This is a genomic window from Ancylobacter sp. TS-1 (genome assembly GCF_009223885.1).
Lineage (GTDB): Bacteria > Pseudomonadota > Alphaproteobacteria > Rhizobiales > Xanthobacteraceae > Ancylobacter.
Genome location: NZ_CP045144.1, coordinates 2023528 through 2049418 on the forward strand (window position 1 = coordinate 2023528; position 25891 = coordinate 2049418).

The following is a 25891-nucleotide window of genomic DNA, read 5'->3' on the forward strand; positions in this document are numbered from 1 at the left end:
TCATTCCCCCAGCAAGGCGACCGCGACGTCGCGGTCCGAGAAAGGCAATGTCCGGTCGCCCACGATTTGGCCGGTTTCGTGGCCCTTGCCGGCGATCAGAACGACATCCCCCGCCTGCACCATGCTTATCGCGGCGGATATCGCCTCGGCGCGGTCGCCGATCTCGCGGGCGCCGGGGGCGCTGGCGAGGATGGCGGCGCGGATCGCGGCGGGGTTCTCGCTGCGCGGATTGTCGTCGGTGACGATCACCACATCGGCCTTCGCGCCGGCGATGGCCCCCATCAGCGGGCGCTTGCCGCGGTCGCGGTCGCCGCCGCAGCCGAACACCACGATGAGCCGGCCGGTGGCGTAGGGGCGCAGCGCGTCGAGCGCGTTGGCGAGCGCGTCGGGCTTGTGGGCGTAGTCCACGAATACGCCGGCGCCGTTCTTGGTGCCGACCAGTTCCAGCCGGCCGGGCACCCCCGCCAGCGTCTCGATGAGCGGCAGCACGCTGCGCGCGCCCGCGCCGGTGAGCATGGCGAGCCCGGCCGCCACCAGCGCGTTGCAGGCCTGGAAGGCGCCGACCAGCGGCAGGCGCAGCACGTAGCGCTCGCCCTCCGCCTCGATCTCCAGACGCTGCCCGAGCCCTTCGTCGGCGCGCGACAGCAGCGAAATGCCGGCGCCCGCCACACCGATACCGAGCACGTCGAGCTCATGCTCGGCGGCGATCTGCGCCGCGTGGCTGCCCTCGGCGGTGTCGACCCACACCGCCGCCCCGCCGCCGCGCGGCACCAGATCGCGGAACAGCCGCATCTTGGCGTCGAGATAGGCTTCCATGGTCGGGTGATAATCGAGATGGTCGCGCGAGAGGTTGGTGAAGGCGCCCGCCTTCAGCCGCACGCCGTCCAGCCGGTGCTGGTCGAGCCCGTGCGAGGAGGCCTCCAGGCACAGATGCGTCACTCCCTCGCCGGCCAGCGCGTGCAGCGTGCGGTGCAGTTCGATCGGGTCGGGCGTGGTCAGCGAGCCATAGACCTCGCCGGATGGCTTCACCACGCCGAGCGTGCCGAGGCTGGCGCTGGCATGGCCGAGCCCCTGCCATATCTGCCGGGCGAAGGCGGCGACCGAGGTCTTTCCCGAGGTGCCGGTGACGGCGGCGATGGTCTCCGGCTGGCGCGGAAAGGCGCGCGCGGCGGCAAGCGAGACGGCGCGCCGGGCATTGCCGACGCGGACATGGGAGATGGCGGGATCGAGCCAGCCCGGGCGCTCGCTCTCGGCGACGATGGCGACCGCGCCGCGCGCGATGGCGTCGGCGGCGAAGGACAGGCCGTCGGCCTTGCTGCCGGCCAGCGCGAAGAACACGTCGCCCGCCCGCGCGCGGCGGCTGTCGAGCGCCGGCTCGCCGACCTCGAGGCCGGGATCGGCGCCGGCATAGTCGGCATCCTCGCCCACCAGCCCGCGCAGGGTGAGGATCCGCGAACAGTCGGCCGTGGGTCGTATCGGATCGGACATCGCCGTCAATCCTGGCCGTGTCTCCTGCCGCCATCCCGCGCGGGGCGGCGCGGGTCCGGCATGGTCTTCCGCATAGCCGATTCCGGGCGGCTGACGCACCGGAAATCGACCTTGCGGGGTTACTGCGCCCGCGCCAGCGTGGTGTTGGCGAGCAGGCTTTCCGCCGGCGGCACGTCGGTGCGCGGCATGATGCCGAGCATGGGGCCGATGCGGGTGATGATCTTGCCCGTGGTCGGCGCCGCGTTCCAGCCGGAGGTGGCGAAGCCGTAGGTGCCTTCCACCGCCTGCGGCTCGTCGAGGATCACGAGCACGAGATATTGCGGGTTGTCCATGGGGAAGATGCCCGTGAAGGTGGTGAGCAGCTTGGTCTTGGAATAGCGCCCGTTGATCACCTTCTCGGCGGTGCCGGTCTTGCCGCCGGCGTAGAAGCCGGGAACGTTGACCTTCTTGGCCGAGCCCTTCTCCGCGTTGAGGCGCAGCAGGTAGCGCATCTTGGCGCTGGTCTCGGGCTTGATGATGCGGGTGGCCAGCGCCTGCGCCTCCTGCGGCGTGCGCTTGAGGAAGGTCGGCGGGATGAGGTAGCCCCCGTTCACCAGCGCATTGACCGCCATCACCGCCTGCAGGGGCGCCACCGCCAGACCGTGGCCGAAGGCGATGGTGGCGGTGTTCAGTTCGCCCCAGCGCTTGGGCACGATGGGCATCGCGCTTTCCGGCAGTTCGGTGCGCAGCCGGTCGAGCTGGCCGGCCTTGGCCAGAAACGCCTTGTGGGCGTCGACGCCGAGCGCCAGCGCCATCTTCGCGGTGCCGATGTTGGAGGAGTAGAGGAACACCTCGGGCAGCGTCAGCACGCGGTTCTCGGCGTGGTAGTCGCTGATCTTGAAGCGGCCGAAATGCAGCGCCCCGCGGGCGTCCAGCATCGAGTTGATGTTGAAGCGGCCGCTGTCCAGCGCCATCGCGAAGGTCAGCGCCTTGAAGGTCGAGCCCATCTCGAACACGCCGGTGGTCAGGCGGTTGAGGTTCTTGGGGTCGAGCGAGCGCGCCGGATCATTGGCGTCGAAATCGGGCAGCGAGGTCATGGCGATGATCTCGCCGGTGCGCACGTCGACCACCGTGCCGGCGGCGGCGATCGCCTTGAACTTCTCCTTGGCGGCGAAAAGCTCGTCGCGCAGCACGTGCTGCACCCGCAGGTCGATCGCCAGTTCCACCGGCTCCTGCTGGCGGTCGGAGGCGAAGCCGGCCAGATGCAGGTCGGCGAGGCCGCGCGTGTCGACCCATTTCTCGATGCCGGCGATGCCCTGATTGTCGATATTGGTCGAGCCGAGCACATGGGCGCCCAGCGTGCCGCCGGGATAGATGCGGCGGTTCTCGGTCATGAAGCCGATGCCCGGCAGGCCGAGATTGTGGATTTCGCGCTGCTGCTGGGGGGTGATGTCGCGCTTGAGCCAGACGAAGCCGCGATTGGTGGAAAGCCGCTGGCGCAGTTCGTTGGCGTCGAGGTCCGGCAGCACGGCGGTCAGCGCCTCGACGGCCTCGTCGACGTCGATCAGCCGGCGCGGCTCCCCATAGAGCGAGGAGGAGCGCACATCGGTGGCGAGCACCAGCCCGTTGCGGTCGAGAATGTCCGGCCGGGCCGAGGCCACGGCATCGGAGGCGACGGTGCGCCGCGCCGCCGCGCCCTCGGGCGCCGAGGCGAACAAAGCCAGACGCCCGGCAATGGCGAGATAGACGCCGGCGAACACCATCATGCACAGCAGGATGCGCGCGCGGGCCACAGCATGCGCCTCGGGCCGGCCGCGCCCGAAGGCCGAGCGCACCACGCCGAAGACGATGCGCGGCGGCGCCGTGACGAGGCGCAGCAGGCGCCTGAAGAAGCGCCCGAAGCGGGAGGACGAGGTGGCGGGATGATCGGTCATGTCGCTGTCCTCCGGGTCTACTGGCCGACCGTGCCGGGCGGCAGCATCGGCCGTCCGGCGGCGGGGTCGAGCGGCGCGCCGATCACGCCCTGCGGGCCGGCAAGGGAGGGACGCTGCGGCGCCATCGCCCCGGACGACGGCATGGCGGAAAGCGGCAGCGGCTCGCCGGAGAAGGTCTCCTCCGCCAGCGGCGCGTCGTCGGGCAGGCGGGCCACGGGGGCGGGCTTGCCGGGCTTGGCGGCCGGGCGGGCCGCCGAAGGCGCGGCGGGGGCCTTCGCGCCGGCCGCCCCGGGCGGGTTCGGCGAGGGACCGTCGACCAGCGCCTCGATCATGCCGCCGAGCACGTCGTCATTGCGCTCCGGCTTGGTCGGCAGGCTGGCGAGGCGGTCCATGTGGCTGACGTCGAGCGGCTGCATGTCGAGATGCTTCTCCGCCAGCGCCTGGATGCGGTCGGGCGCGGTGCGGCGCGCCCATTCGGCGTGCAGCAGCGCGATGCGGTCGCGCTCCTGGCGGATCTCGGTGCGCAGCTTGGCGATCTCCTGCGCCTCGAAGGCCGAGGAATATTTGACGTGATAGACGGCGCCGGCCGCGGCGAGCAGGGCGATGACCGAGACGGCATTGAGTACGCGGAACATGTCTCGACCTCAGCGGCGGCGGGGGGCGTCCAGGATCGGAAGGGGCGGCAGCAGCGAGGAGAGGTCGCCGGCCGGATGGGCAGGTGCCCCGGTGCGCTCGCCGGCACGCAGCTTGGCCGAGCGGGCGCGGGGATTGACGGCGAGTTCGCCCTCGCCCGCCTCGATGGCGCCGCGCGCCACCAGCGCGAAGCTCGGCGCGGCGGCCTGCACCGCCGGCAGGTGGCGCGAGCCGCCCGCCGCCTTGGCCCGGTTGGCGAGGAAGTTCTTCACGATGCGGTCTTCCAGCGAGTGGAAGGTGACGACCACCAGCCGCCCGCCGGGCTTCAGGATGCACTCGGCGGCGGAAAGCGCGCGGGCGAGTTCCCCCAGTTCGTCATTCACCGCGATGCGCAGCGCCTGGAAGGTGCGGGTGGCCGGGTGCGGCTCGTGCGGCTTGGCCCAGACCACCTTGGCAATGATGTCGGCGAGCTGGAGCGTGCGCTCGATCGGCGCCAGCGTGCGCGCCTCGACGATGGCACGGGCCACCGCGCGCGAGCGCCGCTCCTCGCCGAAGCGGTAGATGAGGTTGGCCAGCTCGGTCTCGGAGAGCTTCGCCACGAGGTCGGCGGCCGACGGCCCGTCCTGCGACATGCGCATGTCCAGCGGCCCGTCGCGGCGGAAGGAGAAGCCGCGCTCGCCCTCGTCGATCTGCATGGACGAGACGCCGATGTCGAGCACCACGCCGTCGACCTGCGGGGAGCCGGCCTCCGCCGCCACTGCGTCCAGCTCGCCGAAGCGCGCATGCGCCAGCGCCAGCCGCCCGCCGCTCTCGACGACCAGTGCCTGTCCGTCGCGAATGGCGTTGGGGTCCCGGTCGATGCCGATCACCCGGCAGTCCGCGCTGGCCAGAATGGCGCACGTGTAGCCGCCGGCGCCGAAGGTGCCGTCGACATAGACGCCGCCGTCACGGGGCGCGAGATAGTCGATGACTTCGCTGAGCAGGACAGGCAGATGGCGGGCCGGTCCGCCGGCAGCGTCCGTCTCCGAACCGCCGCGACCCGCCATCATGCCCCGTCGACGCGGGTATTCCCCGTCGCCCCCCGGGAACCGATCTCCGCCTTCAGCGCGCGCACCTTCGCATTGGCCTCCGCGAGGTGCGCCCGGAAGCGGCCGGGCTCCCAGATCCGAAAATAGTCGCCGAGGCCCACCAGAACGGCCTCGTCCCTGATATGCGCGCGGCTCTTCAGCCCCTCGCTCAGCATCACGCGGCCCTCCGGGTCGAGCTTGAGGATCTCGATCGCCCCATAAAGCGCGCCCGCCAGTTCCTCGCGCGCTTCCGAATAGGGCGGATAGCGCTCGATCAGGGCGTCGATCCCCGCCATCAGCCGCGCGCCGCCCGCCTGCAGGGCGGGAAGGTCGAGCGCCGGGTGGCCGTAGACATGCTCCAGCCCGTCCCGCGCGATGAGTGCGCGATACGGCGCCGGGATCGACATCCGGCCCTTGGAATCGAGCCGCATCGTGTAGGTCGATACGAAACGTTCCATCGGCCCGGTACGCCCCCACGCAAACACGCCCCGCCGCAGGGCTTTCACCGGCCACGCGAACACCCGCGACGGACGCGACAACGGCGCCATCGGTTTCGCTCACGCGGTACTGCAACGGGATGATTTGGGATACCATGGGATACAATGGGCGTCAATGGATTGGCCGTCGTGAATGCGGCGTGCCGGGCTTCCCCGACATGCTGATTCCGCCACGGCCGGCGATTGGCGATTAACGCCCCATGAACCTTAAGAATCTGTTGAATCGGGCAGCGGCCGGGCTTACCGGAGGAGGCATGAGCGACGCATGCGAGGCTTCCGCCGCCCCCTTCCCGCCCGACTCGCCGCTGGTGGCGCAGGTCCTGCCCTCGCCCAACCATGGTGAGCGCGTCGGGGTCGTGCGCCCGGACATGCTGCTGCTGCACTATACCGGCATGGAATCGACGCCCGAGGCGGTGGCATGGCTACGCGCGCCCGAGCGTCAGGTCTCCGCCCATTACGTGGTGTTCGAGGACGGCCGCATCGCCCAGCTGGTGCCCGAGGCCCGGCGCGCCTGGCACGCCGGCGCCTCGTTCTGGGCCGGCGCCACCGACATCAACTCGCATTCCATCGGCATCGAGATCGCCAATCCGGGCCACGATTTCGGCTACCCACCCTTCCCGGCCGTGCAGGTCGAGGCGGTGACGGCTCTGGCGAAGGACATCCTCTCGCGAAACCCGATCCCGCCCGACCGCGTGCTCGCCCATTCCGACGTCGCCCCGACCCGCAAGAACGATCCCGGCGAGAAATTCCCGTGGGAGGCGCTGCACCGCTTCGGCGTCGGCCATCTGGTCGAGGAGGCACCGCCGAGCGACGGGCGCTACTTCATGCGCGGGGAGCACGGCCAGCCCATCGAGGCGCTGCAGGCCATGCTTGCCTTCTACGGTTATGGCGTCCCCGTCAGCGGCACCTATTGCGAGCAGACGGAGGCGGTGGTGCGCGCCTTCCAGCGCCATTTCCGCCGCTCGCGCGTCGACGGCGTCGCCGACGTCTCGACGCTGGCGACGCTCTATGCGCTGTGCGCCTCGCGCCCGTCCGACGACGCCTGAAATAGACGCACGCTTATAATATCGGCAGGTCGCGACAGGATGCTGCGCGACGCGACGGCGACGCGCAAGGATCGTTCATGAACGTTGCGGTTGCGCCACAACCTGCGCGACACGCCTGCGTATATCGGTCGCACACCGGACGATTACGGCGATCCCGGTACGAAACGGGCCTCATTCGGGACAGATTTAGATTGGCTTTTCCCGGTCATCGCAACCGGATGAAAAGGCCATCGTCTCGTAATGAATGCTTCCCGTCTCCTCGGTGCTTCGCTCGCCATCGCCCTCATCAGCGTATCCAGCGCGAACATCGCCAGTGCCAAGTCGATCTTCGAGAAACACTCCGATATCGACGCGACTTCTTCATCCCGCAGCCTCTCATCCCCGAACAGCCTCGCCGCTCTGGTCGATCGTGAAGCCCGCGCCAATGGCGTGCCGGTCGCCCTCGCCCGCGCCGTGGTACGCATCGAGAGCAACTGGAACGCCCGCCTGACCGGCCGCGCCGGCGAGGTCGGCCTCATGCAGATCAAGCACCAGACCGCCCGGGGCGTCGGCTACACCGGCAGCCGCGCCGCGCTCTACGAGCCCGCCAACAATATCCGCTACGGCATGCGCTATCTCGCCGGCGCCTATCGCCTCGCCGGCGGCGACACCTGCGGCACGGTCCTGCGCTATCAGGGCGGGCACGGCGCCAGGCGCATGTCGTCCGCCGCGCGCAGCTATTGCAGCAAGGCCCGCACCATCATGGCGTCGAACTGATCGCCGTCCGCGATCGTCGCCGCGCGCGGCGGGGCCGTCAGGTTCCGCGTCGCCCCGCCCGCGCGCATGTCATCAGAGGGCCGGCGGGGTTGACGCGCGGCCCCGCCTCCCCCATTGCTGCCCCGCCAGCCGGCCGGACGGCCGCGTCGTCCGCAAGGGCGCCGAGGAAAGTCCGGGCTCCACGGAGACACGGTGCCGGATAACGTCCGGCGGGGGCGACCCCAGGGAAAGTGCCACAGAAATCAGACCGCCGCGGGTCCGCCCGCGGCAAGGGTGAAACGGTGCGGTAAGAGCGCACCGCGCGGCCGGCAACGGAAGCGGCACGGCAAACCCCACCGGGAGCAAAGTCGTATAGGGGTGGCACGAAGCGCGGCCAGAGATGGCTCTGCTTCAGGTCCCGTCTTCGGACAGCCGCCCGGGTTGACTGCTCGAGGCGCCAGGTAACTGGCGTCCCAGAGGAATGGCCGTCACGTGGGAGAAATCCCGCCATACAAAACCCGGCTTACAGGCCGGCTGGCACCTACCCCGCCCCGCGCATGGCGCCGCCGGCGGCGCTTTGCTACTGCTTCGCTCCCCTTTTCCGCCCAAGGAGCGAACCGCCATGGCCACCCGCATCATCCTCGCCGGCGCCACCGGATGGGTCGGCCGCGCCCTCGCGCCGGCCCTCGCGGCCGCGCCCGACCTTGAACTCGTGGCCGGCGTTTCCCGCTCTCATGCCGGCGCCGATCTCGGCACCGCGCAGGGCGGCGCGGCGAGCGGCGTGCCGGTCTTCGCCAGCGTCGGCGAGGCGCTGTCCGTCCCCGCCGACGTGCTGATCGACTACACCAAGCCCGGCGTGGTGAAGGCCAATGCGCGCGCCGCGCTGGAGGCCGGGCTCGCCGTCGTCATCGGCACCTCGGGGCTCGGCGCGGAGGACTATGCCGAGCTTGACGCGGTGGCGCGCGCCAAGGGTCTCGGCCTGCTCGCCGCCGGCAATTTCTCCATCACCGCGACGCTGCTCAAGCGCTTCACGCTGGAGGCGGCCAAGTATGTCGCCGATGTCGAGCTGATCGACTACGCCTCGGCCGGCAAGCCGGACGCGCCGTCGGGCACCGGCCGCGAGCTCGCCGAGACGCTGGCCGGCATCCGCCAGCCCGCCACCAGCCGCCCGGTCTCGGAAGTCGTCGGCGTGCCCGCCACGCGCGGCGGCGCCTTCGGCGAGGGCCCGCGCGAGGTGCGGGTGCACGCGCTGCGCCTGCCTTCCTTCGTGCTCGGGGTGGAAGCGATTTTCGGCGCCCCGGACGAGCGCCTCACCATCCGCCACGACGCCGGCTCCTCGGCCGCGCCCTATGTCGCCGGCACGCTGCTGGCCGCGCGCAAGGTGCAGGGCTGGGTCGGGGTGAAGCGCGGGCTCGACACGTTGCTCGACTGATCCCGGTACGGCGCGCGCCCGACTACTGGCCGTCAGGTGCGGGAATCGGGCTGGCGAACTGCCGCTCGGTGGTGAAGGAGCGCACATCTCCCGTCGAGCCGGTCGGCGTCGGGTCGAGCCCGAGCCATTTCGCCAGCGGCACGCTGGCCGGCGGCAGCAGGCCCGGCGCGTTCTTGCGGCCTGCTGGCGGCGCCGGAGCCGGAGCGGCCGCAGGATAGGGGTAGGGGCTGGCGGGATAAGGGCTTGCCGGCGCCGACGGGTAATCCGACGCCGTGGGATAGGCGGCCGGCGGGGGATAGGCCGAGGGCGCCGCCTGGGCCGGGTAGGAGGGCGCCGGATAGGTCTGCGGCGGATATCCCTGCGGCGCGGCGCCGTAGGGGTCCGGCTGAGGCGAAAGCACCATCGGCGCCCCCACCCCTCCGGCGCCGGCCGGATAGGCCGGGGCGCGGGATGGCGCGGGGTAGGCGGATGCGGGGTAGGCCTGCGTGGGGTAGCTCTGCGTGGGCGTCATCCGCGCCTCCACCGGCCGGGCGCGCGCGGGAGCGGGCACGGACGCCTGCGCCGGCGGCGTGCCATAGACCGGCGCGGACGCCTCGGGGCCGGCGCCATAGTCGCCGTCATAGCCCTCCGCGCCATCGGCACCCGTCTCGGTCTCGGCGCCCGAGGACATCGGCCCGGACTGCCAGCCGCCCTGCGGCGGCTTGTAGGCCGGCGCCTTGTAGACCGGAAGGCGCGGCGGCACCGGGCGCTGCGCCGCCGGCTTGCAGGTGCTGCTGCCCGAGGCACGCCGCATCAGGTCGATATGGATGTGGTCGTAATGGTAGACGTTGGAGCCGGGCGCCAGCACCACGGTGAAGCGCTCGCAGGCATCCGCCTGCACCGTGCGCAGGAAGCCGCGCGCGTCGGCGGCGCCCTTCCAGTCCTTCTTCACCGAAATCTCGCGCCCGTCGGCGAGCACGAAGCCGCCAATGTCGAGCCCGTTGCCATAGGCGTGCTCGGAGACCTTGCCGGTCGCCGCGCCGTTCATCCGCCGGCAGGAATAGGACGACATCTGCTTCACCTTCACCACCGGCTGGCCGAACCAGGCCATGGCGGCGGGCTGGACGTCCTGCGTCAGCCACTGGTCGACGGCCGAGGTCATCGGGCAGGCCAGCGTCGCACGCGGGCTAACCTCAACAGATCCCTCGGAAAAAGCGGTGATGCGGAAGGCATGGTCCATGCCGCAGGTGCCGGGGCCGTTGAGCTCCCGATCGGGGACGATGAAGGCGGAGGGCTTTACGCGGCCCTCCGCCAGGCACCGTTCCTCAGCTTCCGAGCGCCAGGGTTCGCGCTGATCGAACAGCCCGAACTTGCAACCGGAGAGCCCCAGAAGGACGAGCGGGGCTACGAGAAACCAGGAAACGCCGCGCGCCATGACCGGACGCTACCCGGACTTGGTTGACAGCGGGTTAAGCGGTATCCCGCAGTGCCGCACAAACGCAAAAAGGCCCGCCTGGGGGCGGGCCTTTCGGGTTTGAGGGGGGCAGGCGCCCCGGTCAGTGGTTGAGGTTCTTGACGATGTCCTCGACCATTTTCTTGGCGTCGGCGAACAGCATCATGGTGTTGTCGCGGAAGAACAGCTCGTTCTCGACGCCGGCATAGCCCGCCGCCATGCCGCGCTTGATGAACAGCACCGTCTTCGCCCGCTCCACGTCCAGGATCGGCATGCCGTAGATCGCCGAGGTCGGGTCGGTCTTGGCCGCCGGGTTGGTCACGTCGTTGGCGCCGATGACGAAGGCCACGTCCGCCTGCGCGAACTCCGAGTTGATGTCCTCCAGCTCGAACACCTCGTCATAGGGAACGTTGGCTTCCGCCAGCAGCACGTTCATGTGCCCGGGCATGCGCCCCGCCACCGGATGGATGGCGTATTTCACCTCGACGCCCTCCTCCTTCAGCTTGTCCGCCATCTCGCGCAGCGCGTGCTGCGCCTGCGCCACCGCCATGCCGTAGCCCGGCACGATGATCACCTTGGCCGCGTTCTTCATGATGAAGGCCGCGTCCTCGGCCGAGCCCTGCTTGACCGGGCGCGTCTCCGCTCCCCCCGCCGGGCCCGCCGAGGCGTCGCCGCCGAAGCCGCCCAGGATCACCGAGACGAAGCTCCGGTTCATGCCCTTGCACATGATGTAGCTCAGGATCGCGCCCGACGAGCCCACCAGCGCGCCGGTGATGATCAGCGCCGTGTTGCCCAGCGTGAAGCCGATGCCCGCCGCCGCCCAGCCCGAGTAGGAGTTCAGCATCGACACCACCACCGGCATGTCGGCGCCGCCGATCGGGATGATCAGCAGGCCGCCGAACACCAGGCTGGCGATCACGATCAGCCAGAACACCGTGTGGCTCTCGGTCACGGTCAGCACGCCGACCAGCACCACGATCAGCAGGGCCAGGCCCGCATTGATCACGTGCCGGCCCGGCAGCAGGATCGGCTTGCCGCTCATATTGCCGTTCAGCTTGGCGAAGGCGATCACCGAGCCGGTGAAGGTGATGGCGCCGATCGCCACGCCCAGGCTCATCTCGATCAGCGCCTGCGCGTGGATCTCGCCCGGCGCGCCGATGCCGAAGGCCCCCGGCGCGTAGAGCGCCGCCGCCGCCACCGCCACCGCCGCAAGGCCCACCAGCGAGTGGAACGCCGCCACCAGCTGCGGCATCTGCGTCATCGCGATCTTCTTCGCGATCACCGCGCCGGCGCCGCCGCCCAGCGCCAGACCGCCGAGCACCAGCGCCCAGCCACCGAGCCCCGCCGGCGGCGAGGCCGCCAGCGTCGTCACTATGGCGATGGTCATGCCGACCATGCCGAACAGATTGCCCTGGCGCGACGTCACCGGGCTGGACAGCCCGCGCAGCGCCAGAATGAACAGGACCCCCGAGACGAGGTAGAGGACAGCGACCAGATTGGCGTTCATCGGTGCGCCCTCACTTCTTCTTCGAGTACATGGCGAGCATCCGGCTGGTCACCAGGAACCCGCCGAAGATGTTCACGCTGGCCAGAACCAGCCCGATGAAGCCGAAGCCCCGCGCCCATTCGGTGCCCTCGGCCACCGTGTCCACGCCCACCGCCAGCAGCGCCCCCACCACGATCACCGAGGAGATCGCGTTGGTCACGCTCATCAGCGGCGTGTGCAGCGCCGGCGTCACCGACCACACCACGTAGTAGCCCACGAACACCGCCAGCACGAAGATGGCGAGCCGGAACACGAACGGGTCGATCGCCCCGCCGGTCAGCGCATGCGCCGCCGCTCCCGCCGCCTGTCCCGCGATGTCCGCGTAGTTCTGTGCCGCCGCTTCCGCATAGGCCTGCGCCGCCTGTGCCGCCTGGCGCGCCACCTCGGCCGCCATGCGCGCTCCCTCGACCGCGTTCTGGGCGACCGCGTCGCCCGTTGCCGGATTGGCCATTTCCCTCAATCCCCTGACGTCTGTTCACGAGGCGCGTGCCGCGCCTGCCCGCGCCGCCCGCCTCTTCATCCCTCTTTGCCGGGCGCGCCCCCGGCGCGCCCGCAAGGCTCAGATCACGCCGCGTCCGCCGGCTTGAAGGACGGGTGCACCACGACCCCGTCCCGGGTCAGCAGCGTCGCCTTCACAAGCTCGTCGTCCCACTTCACCGAAAGGCTCTTCGTCGCCTTGTCCACCAGCGTCTCCACGAAGGCGTACAGGTTCTTGGCGTAGAGCTGCGAGGCCGTGGCCGCCAGACGGCCCGGCACGTTCAGGTGCCCGACGATCTTCGCGCCGTTCGCCGTCACCACCACCTCGCCGGGGACCGCGCCCTCGACATTGCCGCCGCGCTCCACCGCCAGGTCGATCAGCACCGAGCCCGGCTTCATCGACGCCACCATCTCCGCGCTCACCAGCTGCGGCGCCGCCCGGCCCGGGATCAGCGCCGTGGTGATGACGATGTCCTGCTTGGCGATGTGCGTCGCCGTCAGCGCCGCCTGCTTGGCCTGGTACTCCGCCGACATCGCCTTGGCGTAGCCGCCCGCCGTCTCGGCCTGCTTGAACTCCTCGTCCTCGACCGCGATGAACTTGGCGCCGAGAGACTCCACCTGCTCCTTCGAGGCCGGGCGCACATCGGTGGCCGAGACCACCGCCCCCAGCCGGCGCGCCGTGGCGATCGCCTGCAGGCCGGCCACGCCCGCCCCCATCACGAACACCCGCGCCGCCGGCACCGTGCCCGCCGCCGTCATCATCATCGGGAAGGCCCGGCCGAACTCGGCGGCCGCGTCCACCACCGCGCGATAACCGGCGAGGTTCGCCTGGGAGGACAGCACGTCCATCACCTGCGCCCTTGTGATGCGCGGCATCAGCTCCATCGCGAAGCTCGACACCCCCGCCTTGGCCAGCGCCTCGAGCTCGCTCTCGTGCCCGTGCGGGTCCATGATGGCGATCGCCAGCGCCCCGGGATTGACCCCCTTCAGCGCCGCCGCCGCAGGACGGCGCACCCCGAGCACGATGTCCGCACCCGCGACCGCAGCCGCGTTGTCCGCCACCACCCGCGCCCCCGCGCCCTCATACTCCGAATCCCCGATCCCGGACGCAACTCCCGCACCCGACGAGACAAAAACCTCCGCGCCCAATCCAATGTAGCGCTTTACCGTGTCCGGCGAGCCCGCGACGCGCGGTTCGACGGACAGGTCTTCCTTCACAATTGCCAAACGCATTGCCTTCCTCCCAAGAAGGTCCTCAGTCGATTATCTTTATTCCCCGGGGCCTTGTGGCCCCGGGAGCACGTGTTCTTCGCGTCGCCCTCACGCCTCCAGCACGACAAGCAGATCCTTCGCGTCGATGGAGTTGCCGGGCGAGACCAGGATTTCCTGCACGGTGCCCTCGCGCGGCGCGTGGATGGCGGTCTCCATCTTCATCGCCTCGATGGTCAGCAGCACGTCGCCGGCCTTGACGACCTGCCCGCTGACCACGCCGAGCGAGGAGATGGTGCCGGGCATCGGCGCCGCGACGTGGAACTCGTTGCCTTCTTCGGCCTTGCGCCGGCCGGCGACCTTCGGCACCGCGTCGCGGTCGGCCACCAGGATCATGCGCGGCTGGCCGTTCAGCTCGAAGAACACCTCGACGAGGCCGTCGTCGCGCGTGTCGCCCAGCGCGGTCAGGCGCACCATCAGCGCCTTGCCGCGCTCGATCTCGATGGTGGTCTCGTCGCCCGGCTTCATGCCGTAGAAGAACACCGGCGTCGGCAGCGCCGAGACCGGCCCGAACTTCGCCACCACGGGGGCGAAGTCGGTGAACACCTTCGGGTACATCAGATAGGAGGCCAGCTCGCGGTCGGTGGCGGCGCGGCCGAGCAGCTTCGACACCTCGCCGCGCTCGGCCTCGAGGTCGGCATCCTCCAGCAGCGAGCCGTAGCGCACGGTGATCGGCGGCTCGCCCTTGAGCGCCTTCGCCTGCAGCGCCGGCGGCCAGCCACCCAAGGGCTGCCCGTACTCGCCATGCAGCATCGCCACCGCCGAGGCCGGGAAGGCGACGTCGCGCTTGGGATCGAGCACATCGGCGGCGGAAAGTCCCTGGCTGACCATCATCAGCGCGAGGTCGCCCACCACCTTGGAGGAGGGCGTGACCTTGATGATGTCGCCGAACAGGTCGTTGGCGTCGCGATAGGCCTTGGCCACCTCGTGCCAGCGGCTCTCCAGCCCCATGGAGCGCGCCTGCTCCTTGAGATTGGTGAACTGGCCGCCCGGCATCTCGTGCAGATAGACTTCGGAGGCCGGCCCCTTGAGATCGCTCTCGAAGGCGGCGTACTGCGCCCGCACGCCTTCCCAGTAGAAGGAGATGCGCCGGATCGCCTCCGGGTCGAGCCCGGTGTCGCGCTCGGAGCCGCGCAGCGCCTCTACGATGGAGCCGAGGCACGGCTGCGAGGTCATGCCGCTCATCGCGTCCATGGCGAGGTCGACCGCGTCGACCCCCGCCTCCACCGCCGCCAGCACCGAGGCGCCGGCGACGCCCGACGTGTCGTGGGTGTGGAAGTGGATCGGCAGCCCGACCTCCTCCTTCAGCGCCTTGAACAGCACCTTGGCCGCGGCCGGCTTGACGAGGCCGCCCATGTCCTTGAGCCCGAGGACGTGGACGCCGGTCTTCTCCAGCTCCTTCGCCATCGCGACATAGTATTTGAGGTTGTACTTCGAGCGGTCCGGGTCGAGCAGGTCGCCGGCATAGCAGATGGCGCCCTCGACCAGCTTGCCGGTCTTCAGCGCCTCGTCGATCGAGACGCGCATGTTCTCGATCCAGTTGAGGCAGTCGAAGACGCGGAAGATGTCCATGCCGGCATCCGCCGCCTGGCGGATGAAGAAGCGCACCACATTGTCGGGATAATTGGCGTAGCCGACGCCGTTGGCGCCGCGCACCAGCGTCTGCGTCAGGATGTTGGGCACGCTCTCGCGGATCTTCGCCAGCCCCTCCCACGGGTCCTCGGAGAGGAAGCGCATGGAGACGTCGAAGGCCGCGCCGCCCCAGCATTCGAGCGACAGCAGGCCCGGCAGGCCGCGCGCATAGGAATCGGCCACGCGGGCGATGTCGTAGCCGCGCATGCGGGTGGCGAGCAGCGACTGGTGGGCGTCGCGCATCGTCGTGTCGGTGACGAGCACGCGCTTCTGCGCCAGCATCCAGTCGGCGAAGCCCTTGGGGCCGAGCTGGTCGAGAAGCTGGCGCGTGCCGGGCGCCGGCTCGTTGAGGAAGGCGGGCGGCTCGGGCACGCGCGCGGTGGCCGAGGGCCGGGCGCGGCCCTTCACCTCGGGGTGGCCGTTCACCGTCACATCGGCGATCCAGGCCAGCAGCTTGGTGGCGCGGTCGCGGCGGCCGCCGAAGTCGAACAGCTCCGGCGTGGTGTCGATGAAGCGCGTCGTGTAGCGGCAGGCGGTGAAGTCCGGGTGCGTCAGCACGTTTTCGAGGAAGGGCAGATTGGTCGCCACGCCGCGGATGCGGTACTCGCGCAGCGCGCGGTACATGCGGGAGATGACCTCCTCGCTGGTCGGCGCCCAGGCCGTCACCTTCTCCAGCATCGGGTCGTAGAAACGCGTCACCACGGCGCCGGAATAGGCGGTGCCGCCGTCGACGCGGATGCCGAAGCCCATGGCGCCGCGATAGGCGGTGATGCGGCCATAATCCGGGATGAAGTTGTTTTCCGGGTCCTCGGTGGTGATCCGGCACTGCATGGCGTGGCCGTTGAGGCGGATCTCCTCCTGCGGAGGAATGCCGGTCTCGGCCAGGCTGCCGATATGGCCGCCCTCGAGGATCTTGATCTGCGCCTTGATGAGATCGAGGCCGGTGACGACCTCCGTCACCGTGTGCTCGACCTGGATGCGCGGATTGACCTCGATGAAATAGTAGGCGCCGGTGTCGGCATCCATCAGGAACTCGACCGTGCCGGCGCCGATGTAGTCGGTCGCCCGGCCGATGGCGAGCGCGGCGTCGGTCAGCCCCTTGCGGGTGGCTTCGTCGACGTAAGGCGCCGGGGCGCGCTCGATGACCTTCTGGTTGCGGCGCTGGATCGAGCAGTCGCGCTCGAACACGTGCACGAGGTTGCCATGGGTGTCGCCGAGGATCTGCACCTCGACGTGCCGGGCGCGGCGCACCAGCTTCTCCAGATACACCTCGTCCTTGCCGAATGCGGCCTTGGCCTCGCGCTTGGCCGTCATCACGGCGTCGAGCAGCTTGTCCTCGCTTTCGATCGGGCGCATGCCGCGACCGCCGCCACCCCAGCTTGCCTTGAGCATGACCGGGTAGCCGACCGCGCGGGCCGCCTCCAGCACCACGGCGGAATCGTCCGGCAGCGGCTCGGTCGCCGGCATGACGGGCACGCCGACCGAGATGGCAAGATTGCGCGCCGCCACCTTGTTGCCGAGCGTGCGCATGGTCTGCGGCGTCGGGCCGATGAAGATGATCCCGGCCTGTGCGCAGGCTTCGGCGAATTCCGGGCTCTCGGAGAGGAAGCCGTAGCCGGGATGGATGGCGTCGACCTTCGCTTCCCTGGCGACGCGGATCACCTCCTCGATGGAGAGATAGGCGTCGATGGGCCCGAGCGGCTTCGCAAGCCATGGGCCGCGGCCGACCAAATAGGCCTCGTCCGCCTTGAAGCGGTGAAGGGAGAGCTTGTCCTCCTCCGCATAGATGGCGACCGTGGTGATGCCGAGCTCGGTCGCGGCGCGGAACACGCGGATCGCGATTTCGGATCGGTTGGCGACGAGGAGTTTCCTGATCTTGCGCGTCATGGCTGCCGATGCCTGTGGTTGCGGTCTGCGAGTGGCTGGAACGTCGAAAACCTGCATCTGGCTGCGGACTGTGAGGCTCTTCGCCTGCCGCCGCCGGACTCCCGGTGGCCGATGCATCAGCCATGCCGGAATACCGTGAGGCGGGCGCGGAACCGCACGCTTGACCTTTTTATTGGTATACAGAATTCCGAATGCCAGCAAGGGGATTCCGGCCCGCCCGGCGCGCCGGAATGCACGCGCCGCACGGCTTTCCGCATGCCGCTATGGCAGGGCGCGAGGGGGAGGAAAGCCACCTGCCGACCTCGCCGCGTCGCGAAACAGACACGCTGCAATGCAAGATAACATCCGAGAGACAGGACCCTACTTTTGGTTCATATGAGGACAAGCCGGTGCCGCGCATCGGCGCAGGCACGACGGAGGATATCATGGTGAGCAGGCGTGAACGCGCGACCAAGATCGTGGCGACGCTGGGTCCGGCATCTTCGAGCCCGGACATGATCAAGGCCCTTTACGAGGCCGGGGTCGATGTGTTCCGGCTGAATTTCAGCCATGGCACGCAGGAGAACCATGGCCGCGTGCTCGGCTCGGTACGGGCGCTCGAAAAGGACGTCGGCCGCCCGATCGGCGTGCTGGCCGACCTGCAGGGGCCGAAGCTGCGCCTTGGCCGTTTCGTCGACGGCTTCATCAACCTGACCCCGGGCACCACGCTGCGCTTCGACACCGACAGCACGCCGGGCGACGAGAAGCGCGTGTCGATCCCGCATCCCGAGATTCTGGAAGCCCTGCATGAGGGCTCCACCGTGCTGCTGGACGACGGCAAGGTGCGCGTGCGCGTCGTCAAGAAGGGCGCCGGCTTCATCGAGGCCGAGGTCGTCGCCGGCACCAAGCTGTCCAACAACAAGGGCTTCAACGTCCCCGACGTGCTGCTGCCGGTCTCGGCGCTCACCGACAAGGACCGCGCCGACCTGTTCTTCGCCCTCGACCTCGGCGTCGAGTGGATCGCGCTCTCCTTCGTGCAGCGCCCCGAAGACGTGATCGAGGCCAAGGAGCTGATCCAGGGCCGCGCCCAGATCAACCTGAAGCTGGAGAAGCCGCTCGCGGTCGAGCACCTCACCCGCCTCACCGAGCTGTCCGACAGCATCATGGTGGCGCGCGGCGATCTCGGCGTCGAGCTGTCGCTGCCGGAAATCCCGGCGCTGCAGAAGCGCGTCATCCGCGAATCCCGCCGCCTCGGCAAGCCGGTGATCGTGGCGACGCAGATGCTGGAATCGATGATCAGCGCCCCGGTGCCGACCCGCGCCGAGGTGTCCGACGTCGCCACCGCCGTCTATGACGGCGCCGACGCGGTGATGCTCTCGGCCGAAAGCGCGGCCGGCCAGTATCCCGTCGAGGCCGTGGCGATGATGGACCAGATCATCAAGCAGGTGGAGCGCGACGAAGGCTACCGCGCGATCATCGAATCGCAGCGCCCCGACGCCGGCCACTCGGTCGCCGACGCGGTGACGCAGGCCGCCTATCACGCCGCCCTGTCGATCGACGCCGCCGCCATCGTCACCTACACGCTGTCGGGCACCACGACGCTGCACGCCGCGCGCGAGCGCCCGCGCATTCCGATCATCGGCATTGCCAGCCAGCTTTCCACCGCCCGCCGCCTGGTGATGTCCTACGGCGTGCACGTGGTGCATGCGCCCGAGGAGATCCACACCTTCGGCGAGATGGCGGCCAAGGCGACGCAGGTGACGGTGGAGCACGGCTTCGCCAAGGAAGGCGACAAGATCGCCATCACCGCGGGCGTGCCCTTCGCCACCCCCGGCACCACCAATGTTCTGCGCCTCGTGACCATCGACAAGTCGATGGCCGCCCGCAAGCCGCAGGGCGAGGACAAGACCGACACGCTGCGCCCGCGCGCGGCGGCCAAGAGCGCCGGCGGCGATGCCGTCCGCTCGGCGCCGGTCGACGACAAGGCGGAGTGACGCGCCGCTTGGCGCTCCCTGCCCGAAGGCAGACCCGCCCGAAAACAGAAAGGCCCGCGCGAGCGGGCCTTTTTCATATCCGGCTCCTCGCGCCGCAGCGCGCGGCGCCTGCCCGCTCAGGGAAGCATCACCACCGGCGTGCCGATGCCGACGCGGCCGAACAGGTCGATGATGTCGTCATTGTGCATGCGCACGCAGCCATAGGACGCGAAGGTACCGATCGACTTCGGCCGGTTGGTGCCGTGGATCGCGTACTGCCCGCCGCCGGAAAGCGTCATGGCCCGCTCGCCCATCGGATTCTCCGGCGTGCCGCCGGGAATGACATTGGGCAGCTTCGGGTTGTCGCGGCGGATCTCCTCGGGCGGCGACCAGGCCGGGCGCACATATTTGCCGTCGATGCGCACGGTGCCCCGCCACTGCTTGCCGTTGCGCCCCACCGCCACCGGGTAGCGCAGCGCCTTGCCCTGGCCGAGCACGAGATAGAGCCGGCGCTCCTTGGTGCTGACCACGATGGTGCCCGGCGCATAGCCCGGCTTCTCGAAGGCCACGGTCTCGCGCGCCTGCGCACCCTCGGGCGCGCCGGCGGTGAGGAAAAACGACGCCGCGAGGGCGGCCAGAATCGAAAACTTCCGCACGGTCATGTCCGAACTCTTCGAAGGACGATGGCCGGGTGATACCAGAAATGCCCTGCCAGGGCCGCCCCCTGACGCGCGAACGTGGCGCAACGGCAGGGTTTCGCGCCATTTTTGCAACAGTCGGCGAAAACCGCCGATGCAACCCGCGTGGCGCCTTGCGTTCAATTGCACGTGTTAACCGGACGGATTATTCCTTGTCTCGACGAGACCTCGGTTGCCCCGCAGGCCAGCTCTTCACCCTACCAATAGAAGGTACCTTCCCATGATCAAGACTCTGCTCGTCGCTTCCGTGTCGGTCCTCATGGTGGGCGGCGCGCTGGCCGCTGACCTCCCGCAGCCGCAGCCGGTCAAGGCCGAAGCTGCTCCGATCGGCAAGTCCCCGATCGGCAAGTCCCCGGTCGGCAAGTCGCCGGTCGTCACCAAGGGCTGATTTTTCGACATCGGGCCCGTACCCGGATGTCGCGTCGTGCTTGACATGTCCGCGGCGGGCCCGATCCTGCGCGCGATCGGATCAAGAGGCGACGAGGTGCCGGCATGATGTTGTTTACGCTCCAGGCAAAGCGCCGCTGCCTCGCAGTGGCGCTTTGCGCTTTCTCGGCGATGTCCCTCGGCATCGCCCCGGCCTTCGCCGTCACCGACAGCGCGGCCACTTCCGCCCCGGGCGATGCGCCGGCGAGCGCCGCTCCCGTGGCGGCGCCCGCGCCGACCACCACGGCACAGTCCGGCACGGCACAGTCCGCGACGGCGCAGCCCGCCAAGCCGCGCAAGAAGACCGACGCGCCGGCGACCGCCAGCGCCTCGAAGCCCGCCGCCTCCCAGGCCCGCGGCCCCTATTACGTCGATTTCCGCGCCCGCACCGCCGCCAGCTACGGCCATGCCTTCCTCTGGTACGGCAAGTCGAGCGAGCGCGAGGTCGAGGTCGCCGGCCTTCACCCGGCCACCGACAGCCCGGTTCCCTACATGCTCGGCCACATGATGCCGGTGCCCTCCGAGACCGGCGCCAGCTATGGCGATCTCGACGAGGAGTATCTCCTCGCCAATTACCGCGTCTATCTGAGCGACGAGGACGCGCCGAAGGTCTTCGCCTATATCCAGAAGCTGCAGAAGACGACGCCGTTCTGGAACGCGACGACCACCAACTGCACCTGGTTCATCGGGCAGGTGGCGTCCTTCATGGGCCTGAAGACGCCCTGGCACATGATGTTCCCGGAAGACTACGTCAATGAGCTCAAGAAGGTGAACGGCGGACGCGACGTCGCGACGCTCGGCAAGTGAGCCGCCCCCGGGGCGCCGCGCGTCCCGGGCACCCTGCCGCTTCCTAACTGAACCGGGCCGGTAATGCCGCTGCGTGCCGCCGAAACCCCGCAGGCGCCGGCCGGCACGGCGCGGATCGTCTGCCTCGACGGGCTGCGCGGCGTTGCCGCCTGCGCCGTGGTGGCGTTCCACTTCTTCTACGCCTTCACCCCCGCCTTGTTCGCCGACAAGGCCCGCACCGGCTTCACCCTGTTCGACACGCCGCTGGCCGTGCTGTGGAACGGCCATTTCGCGGTGGCGGTGTTCTTCGTCCTCTCCGGCTTCGTGCTCGCCACCTCCGCGCCGAAATCCGTCCGCGAGGCGCCGCTGATGATCGGGCTGCGCTATCTGCGCCTCGGCCTGCCGGCGCTGGCCTCCTCCATCCTCGCCTGGGCCTGGCTGACCAGCTTCCCCGACGCGGCGCGCGAGGTGCAGGCGCTCACCGGCAGCCCGTGGTTCCGCTGGACCTACCAGCCGCCCATTCCCCCGCTCTCGCAGGCAATCTGGGAGGGTGCGGTCGGCGTGTTCGTGGACGGCACCACGCGGTTCAACAACCCGCTCTGGACCATGCAGGCCGAGTTCATCGGCTCGATTCTGGTCTATGGCGGCTATGCCGTGCTGCGCGGACGCGCCCGGCCGGTCGCCATGGCGCTCGGCCTCGTCGCCTTCCCGCTGCTGGGCCTGTTCTACCTCGCCGCCTTCTGCGGCGGCGCGCTGGTCTATGAGCTGCGCCACCGGCTGCGCGACCATCTCCGGCTCGGCCTGGGCCTCGCCCTCGCCGGGCTGGTGCTGGGCGCCACCTTTCCCGGCCGCGCCCCCGGCGAGGATCTCGCCAGCCAGTTCGCCGCCTTCCTCGGACGGGACGGGTCGCGTCAGGCCGGGGCGATCCTGCTGCTGGTCGCGGTGCTCATCACGCCGCCGCTGCGCCGCTTCTTCGAGACGGCCCCGCTGCAACGGCTCGGCGAACTGTCCTTCCCGATCTATCTCGTGCATGTGCCGCTGATCGTGGCGCCGGCCTCGGCGATCTTCGCCGACCTCGCGCCGCTGACCGCCCCGGCGCTCGCCGCGCTGTTTGTTGGCACCTGCCTCGCCACGTTGGCGCTCGGCCAGCTCTTCCTGATCGCGGTGGAACGGCCGGTGCTCGTCGGCCTGAAGGCGATACGCACCCGTGCCCGGGCGCGCCTCGCCGCGCCCTGAGCCACCGTGTCCGGGCGGCTCCGCAGCTTGAGCAAACCGGGCCGGATCGCCCGCGCGTCAGGCTTCCGCGAAACCGCGCGGCAGGTGGTGTCCGCTCACGGCGTCGGCGAGGGATAGCTGCTCGCGCCGGGCACCAGCCGCACCGGATCGCCGACGGACCCTGCCGCCGGACGTGTCCCGCCGATCGGGGGGACACCGGGCAGGGTCGGAGGTGCCGAGAAGGGCGAGGTCTGCACGGGCGTCTGCACCGTGCGCGCCGGCGCCTGATCGACCACCGCGCCGGCGGGCGGGCGCCCCTGCACCACATTGGGCTGGGTCGCCGGCGCCAATTGGGCGGCACCGGCCGGCCCCGGCACCTGCGGGTAACCCTCATAGGGGTCGACCAGATTGCCCTGCGGCAGGCCGCCGCCCTGATAGATCGTCTCCGGCTGCGGGATCGCGCTGCCATAGCGCGGCCGGGCGCGGCGCGGTGCACCGCGCGAGGGCTCCGCCACCGGGCCCACCGAGCCGGTCAGGTCGTCGCCGCCCATCCAGCCGTCGAGCACCGTGCCGTCGCCCTGCAGGCCCGAGGGATAGGCGAGCGGCCCGCCGATCCGGCCGATGCCTTCCGGCTCGCCGAGCGGGCGTCCGTAAGGCTGCCAGACATAGGGCAGGAAATAGCCGTTGATCGAGTAGCGGTACATCACCCGCAGCAGGTCCTGCTCGGTGGCGCCGATCTGGCACAGGCGCAGCCGGATCGACATCGAGCCGCGGTCGCGGAAGCTGAGGAACATCGGCACCTGCGACTGGATGCGCTGCCAGCCATAGATGCACAATTCGCCGCCGCCGGCGTTTCCGATCGCGTAGTTGAACGGTCCGTAGCGGTTCTGGACGAAGTAGTTCGAGGTGTACATCGTCACGGAGGGCATGCGGTCGACCATCTCCTGGTCGATGACCTCCGTACTGAGGAAATCATCCGCGCGGGTGTTCTCCCAGCCCGTGCGGCCCTTCACCGGCCCGAAGAAGACGACGTACAGGGCATTCTGGCCGCGAGAATGCGAGTTCGTGCCGAGCACGATCTCCTGTTCAAGGGCATTGAGGTAATTTGTCTGCACCACGGCGATCACGGGCGGGGTCGAGCCCGGCTCGGGAAGCACGAGCGCGTCCGCGACCTCCACCTCTGTCGTGAGGTTGGCGACCTGCGGATTCTGGCCCTGCCAAGGCCCCTGCCACGGATACATGGCGCAGCCCGACGCGACGAGCGCAACGGATGCGACCAGGCATCCGGACAGAATTTTGCGCGTGTTCCGTCCCGTCATAGCCCCTTCGACGCTCGCGCTTGCGGATGGCGCCCCCACGCTGCGGCAATCCCCGGACCACGACTTTCGCCGCGACCGAATCACTTGTGCATCTGACTTTAGCTTGCGGACTCACGAGGTGGAATCGTGCCGAGAGACGACAGCTTCGAAAATGGATAGATTTCTTCAACTTATGCGCTTTAAGACACGTGAGGTGCTGGTTTCGGCGGGGGCTGGAAAAGCAGGAAACTCGATGCGGAAAGCATGGATCGCCGCTCTCTGGGCCGTTTCGTCCCTGATAGTGGTATTTTTGATCACTTTGCCGATCAGCCTTCAGGCGCATCTCATCGCCGGCTGCATCGTCGTGGTGATGATGGCCATATTGAAGACCTTCGGACCCTCGACGAGCGTGCTTCGCAAGATTGCGCTGGCACTCGGGACGGCGATCGTTCTGCGCTACGTGTACTGGCGTACCACGAGCACGCTGCCGCCGATCAGCCAGCTCGAAGACTTCATCCCCGGCTTCATGCTCTACCTCGCCGAGATGTACAGCGTCTTCATGCTGTTCCTCAGCCTCTTCGTGGTGTCGGCGCCGATGGCGCCGCGCAAGGCCCCGCCGATCCCGCCCGGCGAGCACCCCACGGTCGATGTCTTCATCCCGACCTATAATGAAGAGCCGGAGCTGCTCGCCTCCACCGTGTCGGCGGCGCTCTCGATGGAATATCCCGCCGACAAGCTGACCATCTGGCTGCTCGACGATGGCGGCTCCGACCAGAAGTGCCAGCAGGAAGACCCCGTTCAGGCCGCGGCGGCCATCCAGCGCCGCGCCGACCTTCAGAAGCTGTGCGAGGGGCTCGGGGTGAACTATCTCACCCGCGCGCGCAACGAGCACGCCAAGGCCGGCAATCTCAACAACGGGCTCAAATTCTCCAAAGGCGACCTCGTGGTCGTGTTCGACGCCGATCACGCCCCGACGCGCGACTTCCTCACCAACACGGTCGGCTACTTCCTGCAGGACGAGAATCTGTTTCTCGTGCAGACGCCGCACTTCTTCATCAATCCCGATCCGCTGGAGCGCAATCTCGGCACGTTCGAGTTCATGCCGTCCGAGAACGAGATGTTCTACGGCATCATCCAGCGCGGTCTCGACAAATGGGACGCCGCCTTCTTCTGCGGCTCCGCGGCGGTGCTCAGCCGGCGCGCGCTCGGCGAGACCAACGGCTTCTCGGGCATCACCATTACCGAGGACGCGGAAACCGCGCTCGAGCTGCATTCGCGCGGCTGGCACTCCATCTATGTCGACAAGCCGATGATCGCCGGCCTGCAGCCGGAGACCTTCGCCAGCTTCATCGGCCAGCGTTCGCGCTGGGCGCAGGGCATGATGCAGATCCTGCTGTTCCACTTCCCGCCGGGCAAGCGCGGGCTCACCCTGCCCCAGCGGCTTTGCTACTGCTCCAGCACCTTCTTCTGGCTGTTTTCCTACCCGCGGCTGATGTTCCTCATCTCGCCGCTGTTCTACCTGTTCTTCTCGCTTGAGATCTTCAACGCATCGGGCGCCGAGTTCCTCGCCTACACCACCACCTACATGATGGTGAACCTGCTCATGCAGAACTACCTCTACGGTCATTACCGCTGGCCGTGGGTGTCGGAGGTCTACGAGTACATTCAGGCCATCTATCTGCTGCCGGCCATCATCTCGGTGCTCGCCAACCCGAACAAGCCGACCTTCAAGGTGACGGCCAAGGGCGAGACGATGGAGGAGGGCCACGTTTCCGAGATCGGTCGCCCCTTCTTCATCATCTTCGGCATCCTGCTCGTTGGCGTCGTGCTGACCGGCTGGCGGCTGGTTACGGAGCCGTTCAACCACGACATCATCATCGTGGTGGGCGGCTGGAACCTGCTCAACCTGCTGCTCGCCGGCTGCGCGCTCGGCGTGGTGTCCGAGCGGCGCAACCGGCGCCGGTCGCATCGCGTGGACCTGCTGCGGCGCTGCGAGCTGCTGATCGACGGCACCGCCTATGCCGCGACCATCGACGACGGCTCGCTGGGCGGCGCCCGGGTGCGCCCGGCCGCCAATGTGGTCCTGCCCGAGACCGAGCGCGGCGCGCCGGCGGCGCTGCGCTTCCGCCCGCTCGCCAGCAACATCCCGATCGACACCCTCCCCGTCACCATCCGCAACGTGGAGCGCAGCGTCGACGGCATTCTGGTCGGCTGCCAGTTCCAGCCCGACCAGCCCCTGCACTACCGCCTCATCGCGGACCTGATTTTCTCCAATTCCGACGAGTGGAAGAAATTCCAGGATTCGCGCCGCAACAATCCCGGTGTACTGCTTGGTACGATACGATTCGTGCGTACGGCGATCTTCCAGACGGGGCGTGGACTGTCCTACCTGATCCACCTGCAGAAGCTCTGGCGCGAAAGGCGCCGCCGCCCGGTGCTGGCACCGGCGAAACGCGGATGAC

The 25891-nt window shown here is 69.2% G+C and carries 20 protein-coding genes and 1 other RNA gene; 9 read left to right on the forward strand and 12 right to left on the reverse strand.

Features of this window, described 5'->3' with window-relative positions:
- From GBB76_RS09665 to GBB76_RS09685, 5 genes are all read right to left on the reverse strand, one after another.
- Positions 1 to 1488, reverse strand: coding sequence for a UDP-N-acetylmuramoyl-L-alanyl-D-glutamate--2,6-diaminopimelate ligase (locus GBB76_RS09665; RefSeq protein WP_202911058.1), 1488 nt, complete (start codon positions 1486 to 1488; stop codon positions 1 to 3).
- A 119-nt stretch (positions 1489 to 1607) separates the two neighbouring features.
- Positions 1608 to 3401, reverse strand: coding sequence for a penicillin-binding protein 2 (locus GBB76_RS09670; RefSeq protein ID WP_152303119.1), 1794 nt, complete (start codon positions 3399 to 3401; stop codon positions 1608 to 1610).
- Between the two features lie 17 nt (positions 3402 to 3418).
- Positions 3419 to 4036 carry a hypothetical protein gene (locus tag GBB76_RS09675; RefSeq protein ID WP_152303120.1) on the reverse strand — a complete coding sequence of 206 codons (618 nt, stop codon included), beginning with the start codon at positions 4034 to 4036 and terminating at the stop codon, positions 3419 to 3421.
- A gap of 9 nt (positions 4037 to 4045) precedes the next feature.
- Positions 4046 to 5083: a 16S rRNA (cytosine(1402)-N(4))-methyltransferase RsmH gene (rsmH, locus tag GBB76_RS09680; protein WP_202911059.1), complete on the reverse strand. Its 1038-nt coding sequence runs from the start codon at positions 5081 to 5083 to the stop codon at positions 4046 to 4048.
- Positions 5080 to 5559 carry a division/cell wall cluster transcriptional repressor MraZ gene (locus GBB76_RS09685; protein WP_152304819.1) on the reverse strand — a complete coding sequence of 160 codons (480 nt, stop codon included), beginning with the start codon at positions 5557 to 5559 and terminating at the stop codon, positions 5080 to 5082. The genes rsmH and GBB76_RS09685 overlap by 4 nt, the downstream gene beginning before the upstream one ends.
- A gap of 293 nt (positions 5560 to 5852) precedes the next feature.
- Between GBB76_RS09685 and GBB76_RS09690 the strand changes: the two genes are divergently transcribed.
- The 4 genes from GBB76_RS09690 (at position 5853) to dapB (ending at position 8811) form a co-directional block, all read left to right on the forward strand.
- The gene (locus tag GBB76_RS09690) at positions 5853 to 6644 is read left to right on the forward strand and encodes an N-acetylmuramoyl-L-alanine amidase (protein WP_152303121.1); all 792 of its coding nucleotides are present in this window, start codon (positions 5853 to 5855) and stop codon (positions 6642 to 6644) included.
- 240 nt (positions 6645 to 6884) lie between these two features.
- A complete protein-coding gene (locus tag GBB76_RS09695) occupies positions 6885 to 7400 on the forward strand; it encodes a lytic transglycosylase domain-containing protein (RefSeq protein ID WP_152303122.1) in 516 nt (171 codons plus the stop codon).
- A 125-nt stretch (positions 7401 to 7525) separates the two neighbouring features.
- Positions 7526 to 7921, forward strand: an RNA gene (rnpB, locus tag GBB76_RS09700) — RNase P RNA component class A.
- Between the two features lie 80 nt (positions 7922 to 8001).
- Positions 8002 to 8811: a 4-hydroxy-tetrahydrodipicolinate reductase gene (gene dapB, locus GBB76_RS09705; protein ID WP_152303123.1), complete on the forward strand. Its 810-nt coding sequence runs from the start codon at positions 8002 to 8004 to the stop codon at positions 8809 to 8811.
- Positions 8812 to 8833: 22 nt separating this feature from the next.
- Here the strand turns inward: dapB and GBB76_RS09710 are convergent, their stop codons facing one another.
- The 5 genes from GBB76_RS09710 to pyc form a co-directional block, all read right to left on the reverse strand.
- Complete coding sequence (locus tag GBB76_RS09710) at positions 8834 to 10225, reverse strand: extensin family protein (RefSeq protein ID WP_152303124.1); 1392 nt, start codon at positions 10223 to 10225, stop codon at positions 8834 to 8836.
- Positions 10226 to 10346: 121 nt separating this feature from the next.
- Positions 10347 to 11750, reverse strand: a complete 1404-nt coding sequence (locus tag GBB76_RS09715) for an NAD(P)(+) transhydrogenase (Re/Si-specific) subunit beta (RefSeq protein ID WP_152302825.1) — start codon at positions 11748 to 11750, stop codon at positions 10347 to 10349.
- A gap of 10 nt (positions 11751 to 11760) precedes the next feature.
- Positions 11761 to 12240, reverse strand: coding sequence for a proton-translocating transhydrogenase family protein (locus GBB76_RS09720; RefSeq protein WP_152302826.1), 480 nt, complete (start codon positions 12238 to 12240; stop codon positions 11761 to 11763).
- A gap of 113 nt (positions 12241 to 12353) precedes the next feature.
- Positions 12354 to 13499 (reverse strand): Re/Si-specific NAD(P)(+) transhydrogenase subunit alpha, encoded by a 1146-nt coding sequence (locus GBB76_RS09725; RefSeq protein WP_152303125.1) that lies wholly within the window; start codon positions 13497 to 13499, stop codon positions 12354 to 12356.
- Between the two features lie 87 nt (positions 13500 to 13586).
- A complete protein-coding gene (gene pyc, locus GBB76_RS09730) occupies positions 13587 to 17054 on the reverse strand; it encodes a pyruvate carboxylase (protein WP_152303126.1) in 3468 nt (1155 codons plus the stop codon).
- A gap of 425 nt (positions 17055 to 17479) precedes the next feature.
- Between pyc and pyk the strand changes: the two genes are divergently transcribed.
- Entirely contained in the window at positions 17480 to 19027 is a 1548-nt protein-coding gene (gene pyk / locus GBB76_RS09735; RefSeq protein WP_152303127.1) for a pyruvate kinase, read from the forward strand.
- Positions 19028 to 19143: 116 nt separating this feature from the next.
- On the opposite strand, the gene GBB76_RS09740 is transcribed toward pyk, so the two are convergent.
- Positions 19144 to 19668, reverse strand: a complete 525-nt coding sequence (locus GBB76_RS09740) for a L,D-transpeptidase (protein ID WP_152303128.1) — start codon at positions 19666 to 19668, stop codon at positions 19144 to 19146.
- 256 nt (positions 19669 to 19924) lie between these two features.
- Here GBB76_RS09740 and GBB76_RS18740 point away from each other — a divergent pair, with 256 nt between their 5' ends.
- From GBB76_RS18740 to GBB76_RS09750, 3 genes are all read left to right on the forward strand, one after another.
- Positions 19925 to 20092, forward strand: coding sequence for a hypothetical protein (locus tag GBB76_RS18740; RefSeq protein ID WP_202911061.1), 168 nt, complete (start codon positions 19925 to 19927; stop codon positions 20090 to 20092).
- 104 nt (positions 20093 to 20196) lie between these two features.
- Entirely contained in the window at positions 20197 to 20937 is a 741-nt protein-coding gene (locus GBB76_RS09745; RefSeq protein ID WP_152303129.1) for a hypothetical protein, read from the forward strand.
- Between the two features lie 63 nt (positions 20938 to 21000).
- Complete coding sequence (locus tag GBB76_RS09750; protein ID WP_152303130.1) at positions 21001 to 22152, forward strand: acyltransferase; 1152 nt, start codon at positions 21001 to 21003, stop codon at positions 22150 to 22152.
- Positions 22153 to 22247: 95 nt separating this feature from the next.
- On the opposite strand, the gene bcsN is transcribed toward GBB76_RS09750, so the two are convergent.
- On the reverse strand, positions 22248 to 23372 hold the full coding sequence (bcsN, locus tag GBB76_RS09755) for a cellulose biosynthesis protein BcsN (RefSeq protein WP_162375542.1): 1125 nt from the start codon (positions 23370 to 23372) through the stop codon (positions 22248 to 22250).
- 310 nt (positions 23373 to 23682) lie between these two features.
- On the opposite strand from bcsN, the gene bcsA reads away from it, so the two are divergent.
- Positions 23683 to 25890: a UDP-forming cellulose synthase catalytic subunit gene (gene bcsA / locus GBB76_RS09760; RefSeq protein WP_152303132.1), complete on the forward strand. Its 2208-nt coding sequence runs from the start codon at positions 23683 to 23685 to the stop codon at positions 25888 to 25890.
- Position 25891 lies beyond the last annotated feature (1 nt).

Coding starts and splice junctions, on each gene's coding strand:
- GBB76_RS09745 (WP_152303129.1), top strand. CDS start 20,197: ATGATGTTGTTTACGCTCCAGGCAAAGCGCCGCTGCCTCGCAGTGGCG.
- rsmH (WP_202911059.1), bottom strand. CDS start 5,083: ATGATGGCGGGTCGCGGCGGTTCGGAGACGGACGCTGCCGGCGGACCG.
- bcsN (WP_162375542.1), bottom strand. CDS start 23,372: ATGTATCCGTGGCAGGGGCCTTGGCAGGGCCAGAATCCGCAGGTCGCC.
- GBB76_RS09740 (WP_152303128.1), bottom strand. CDS start 19,668: ATGACCGTGCGGAAGTTTTCGATTCTGGCCGCCCTCGCGGCGTCGTTT.
- GBB76_RS09675 (WP_152303120.1), bottom strand. CDS start 4,036: ATGTTCCGCGTACTCAATGCCGTCTCGGTCATCGCCCTGCTCGCCGCG.
- GBB76_RS09750 (WP_152303130.1), top strand. CDS start 21,001: ATGCCGCTGCGTGCCGCCGAAACCCCGCAGGCGCCGGCCGGCACGGCG.
- GBB76_RS09665 (WP_202911058.1), bottom strand. CDS start 1,488: ATGTCCGATCCGATACGACCCACGGCCGACTGTTCGCGGATCCTCACC.
- pyk (WP_152303127.1), top strand. CDS start 17,480: ATGGTGAGCAGGCGTGAACGCGCGACCAAGATCGTGGCGACGCTGGGT.
- GBB76_RS09695 (WP_152303122.1), top strand. CDS start 6,885: ATGAATGCTTCCCGTCTCCTCGGTGCTTCGCTCGCCATCGCCCTCATC.
- GBB76_RS09670 (WP_152303119.1), bottom strand. CDS start 3,401: ATGACCGATCATCCCGCCACCTCGTCCTCCCGCTTCGGGCGCTTCTTC.
- bcsA (WP_152303132.1), top strand. CDS start 23,683: ATGCGGAAAGCATGGATCGCCGCTCTCTGGGCCGTTTCGTCCCTGATA.
- GBB76_RS09715 (WP_152302825.1), bottom strand. CDS start 11,750: ATGAACGCCAATCTGGTCGCTGTCCTCTACCTCGTCTCGGGGGTCCTG.
- GBB76_RS18740 (WP_202911061.1), top strand. CDS start 19,925: ATGATCAAGACTCTGCTCGTCGCTTCCGTGTCGGTCCTCATGGTGGGC.
- GBB76_RS09710 (WP_152303124.1), bottom strand. CDS start 10,225: ATGGCGCGCGGCGTTTCCTGGTTTCTCGTAGCCCCGCTCGTCCTTCTG.
- GBB76_RS09690 (WP_152303121.1), top strand. CDS start 5,853: ATGAGCGACGCATGCGAGGCTTCCGCCGCCCCCTTCCCGCCCGACTCG.
- GBB76_RS09725 (WP_152303125.1), bottom strand. CDS start 13,499: ATGCGTTTGGCAATTGTGAAGGAAGACCTGTCCGTCGAACCGCGCGTC.
- GBB76_RS09685 (WP_152304819.1), bottom strand. CDS start 5,559: ATGGAACGTTTCGTATCGACCTACACGATGCGGCTCGATTCCAAGGGC.
- dapB (WP_152303123.1), top strand. CDS start 8,002: ATGGCCACCCGCATCATCCTCGCCGGCGCCACCGGATGGGTCGGCCGC.
- pyc (WP_152303126.1), bottom strand. CDS start 17,054: ATGACGCGCAAGATCAGGAAACTCCTCGTCGCCAACCGATCCGAAATC.
- GBB76_RS09720 (WP_152302826.1), bottom strand. CDS start 12,240: ATGGCCAATCCGGCAACGGGCGACGCGGTCGCCCAGAACGCGGTCGAG.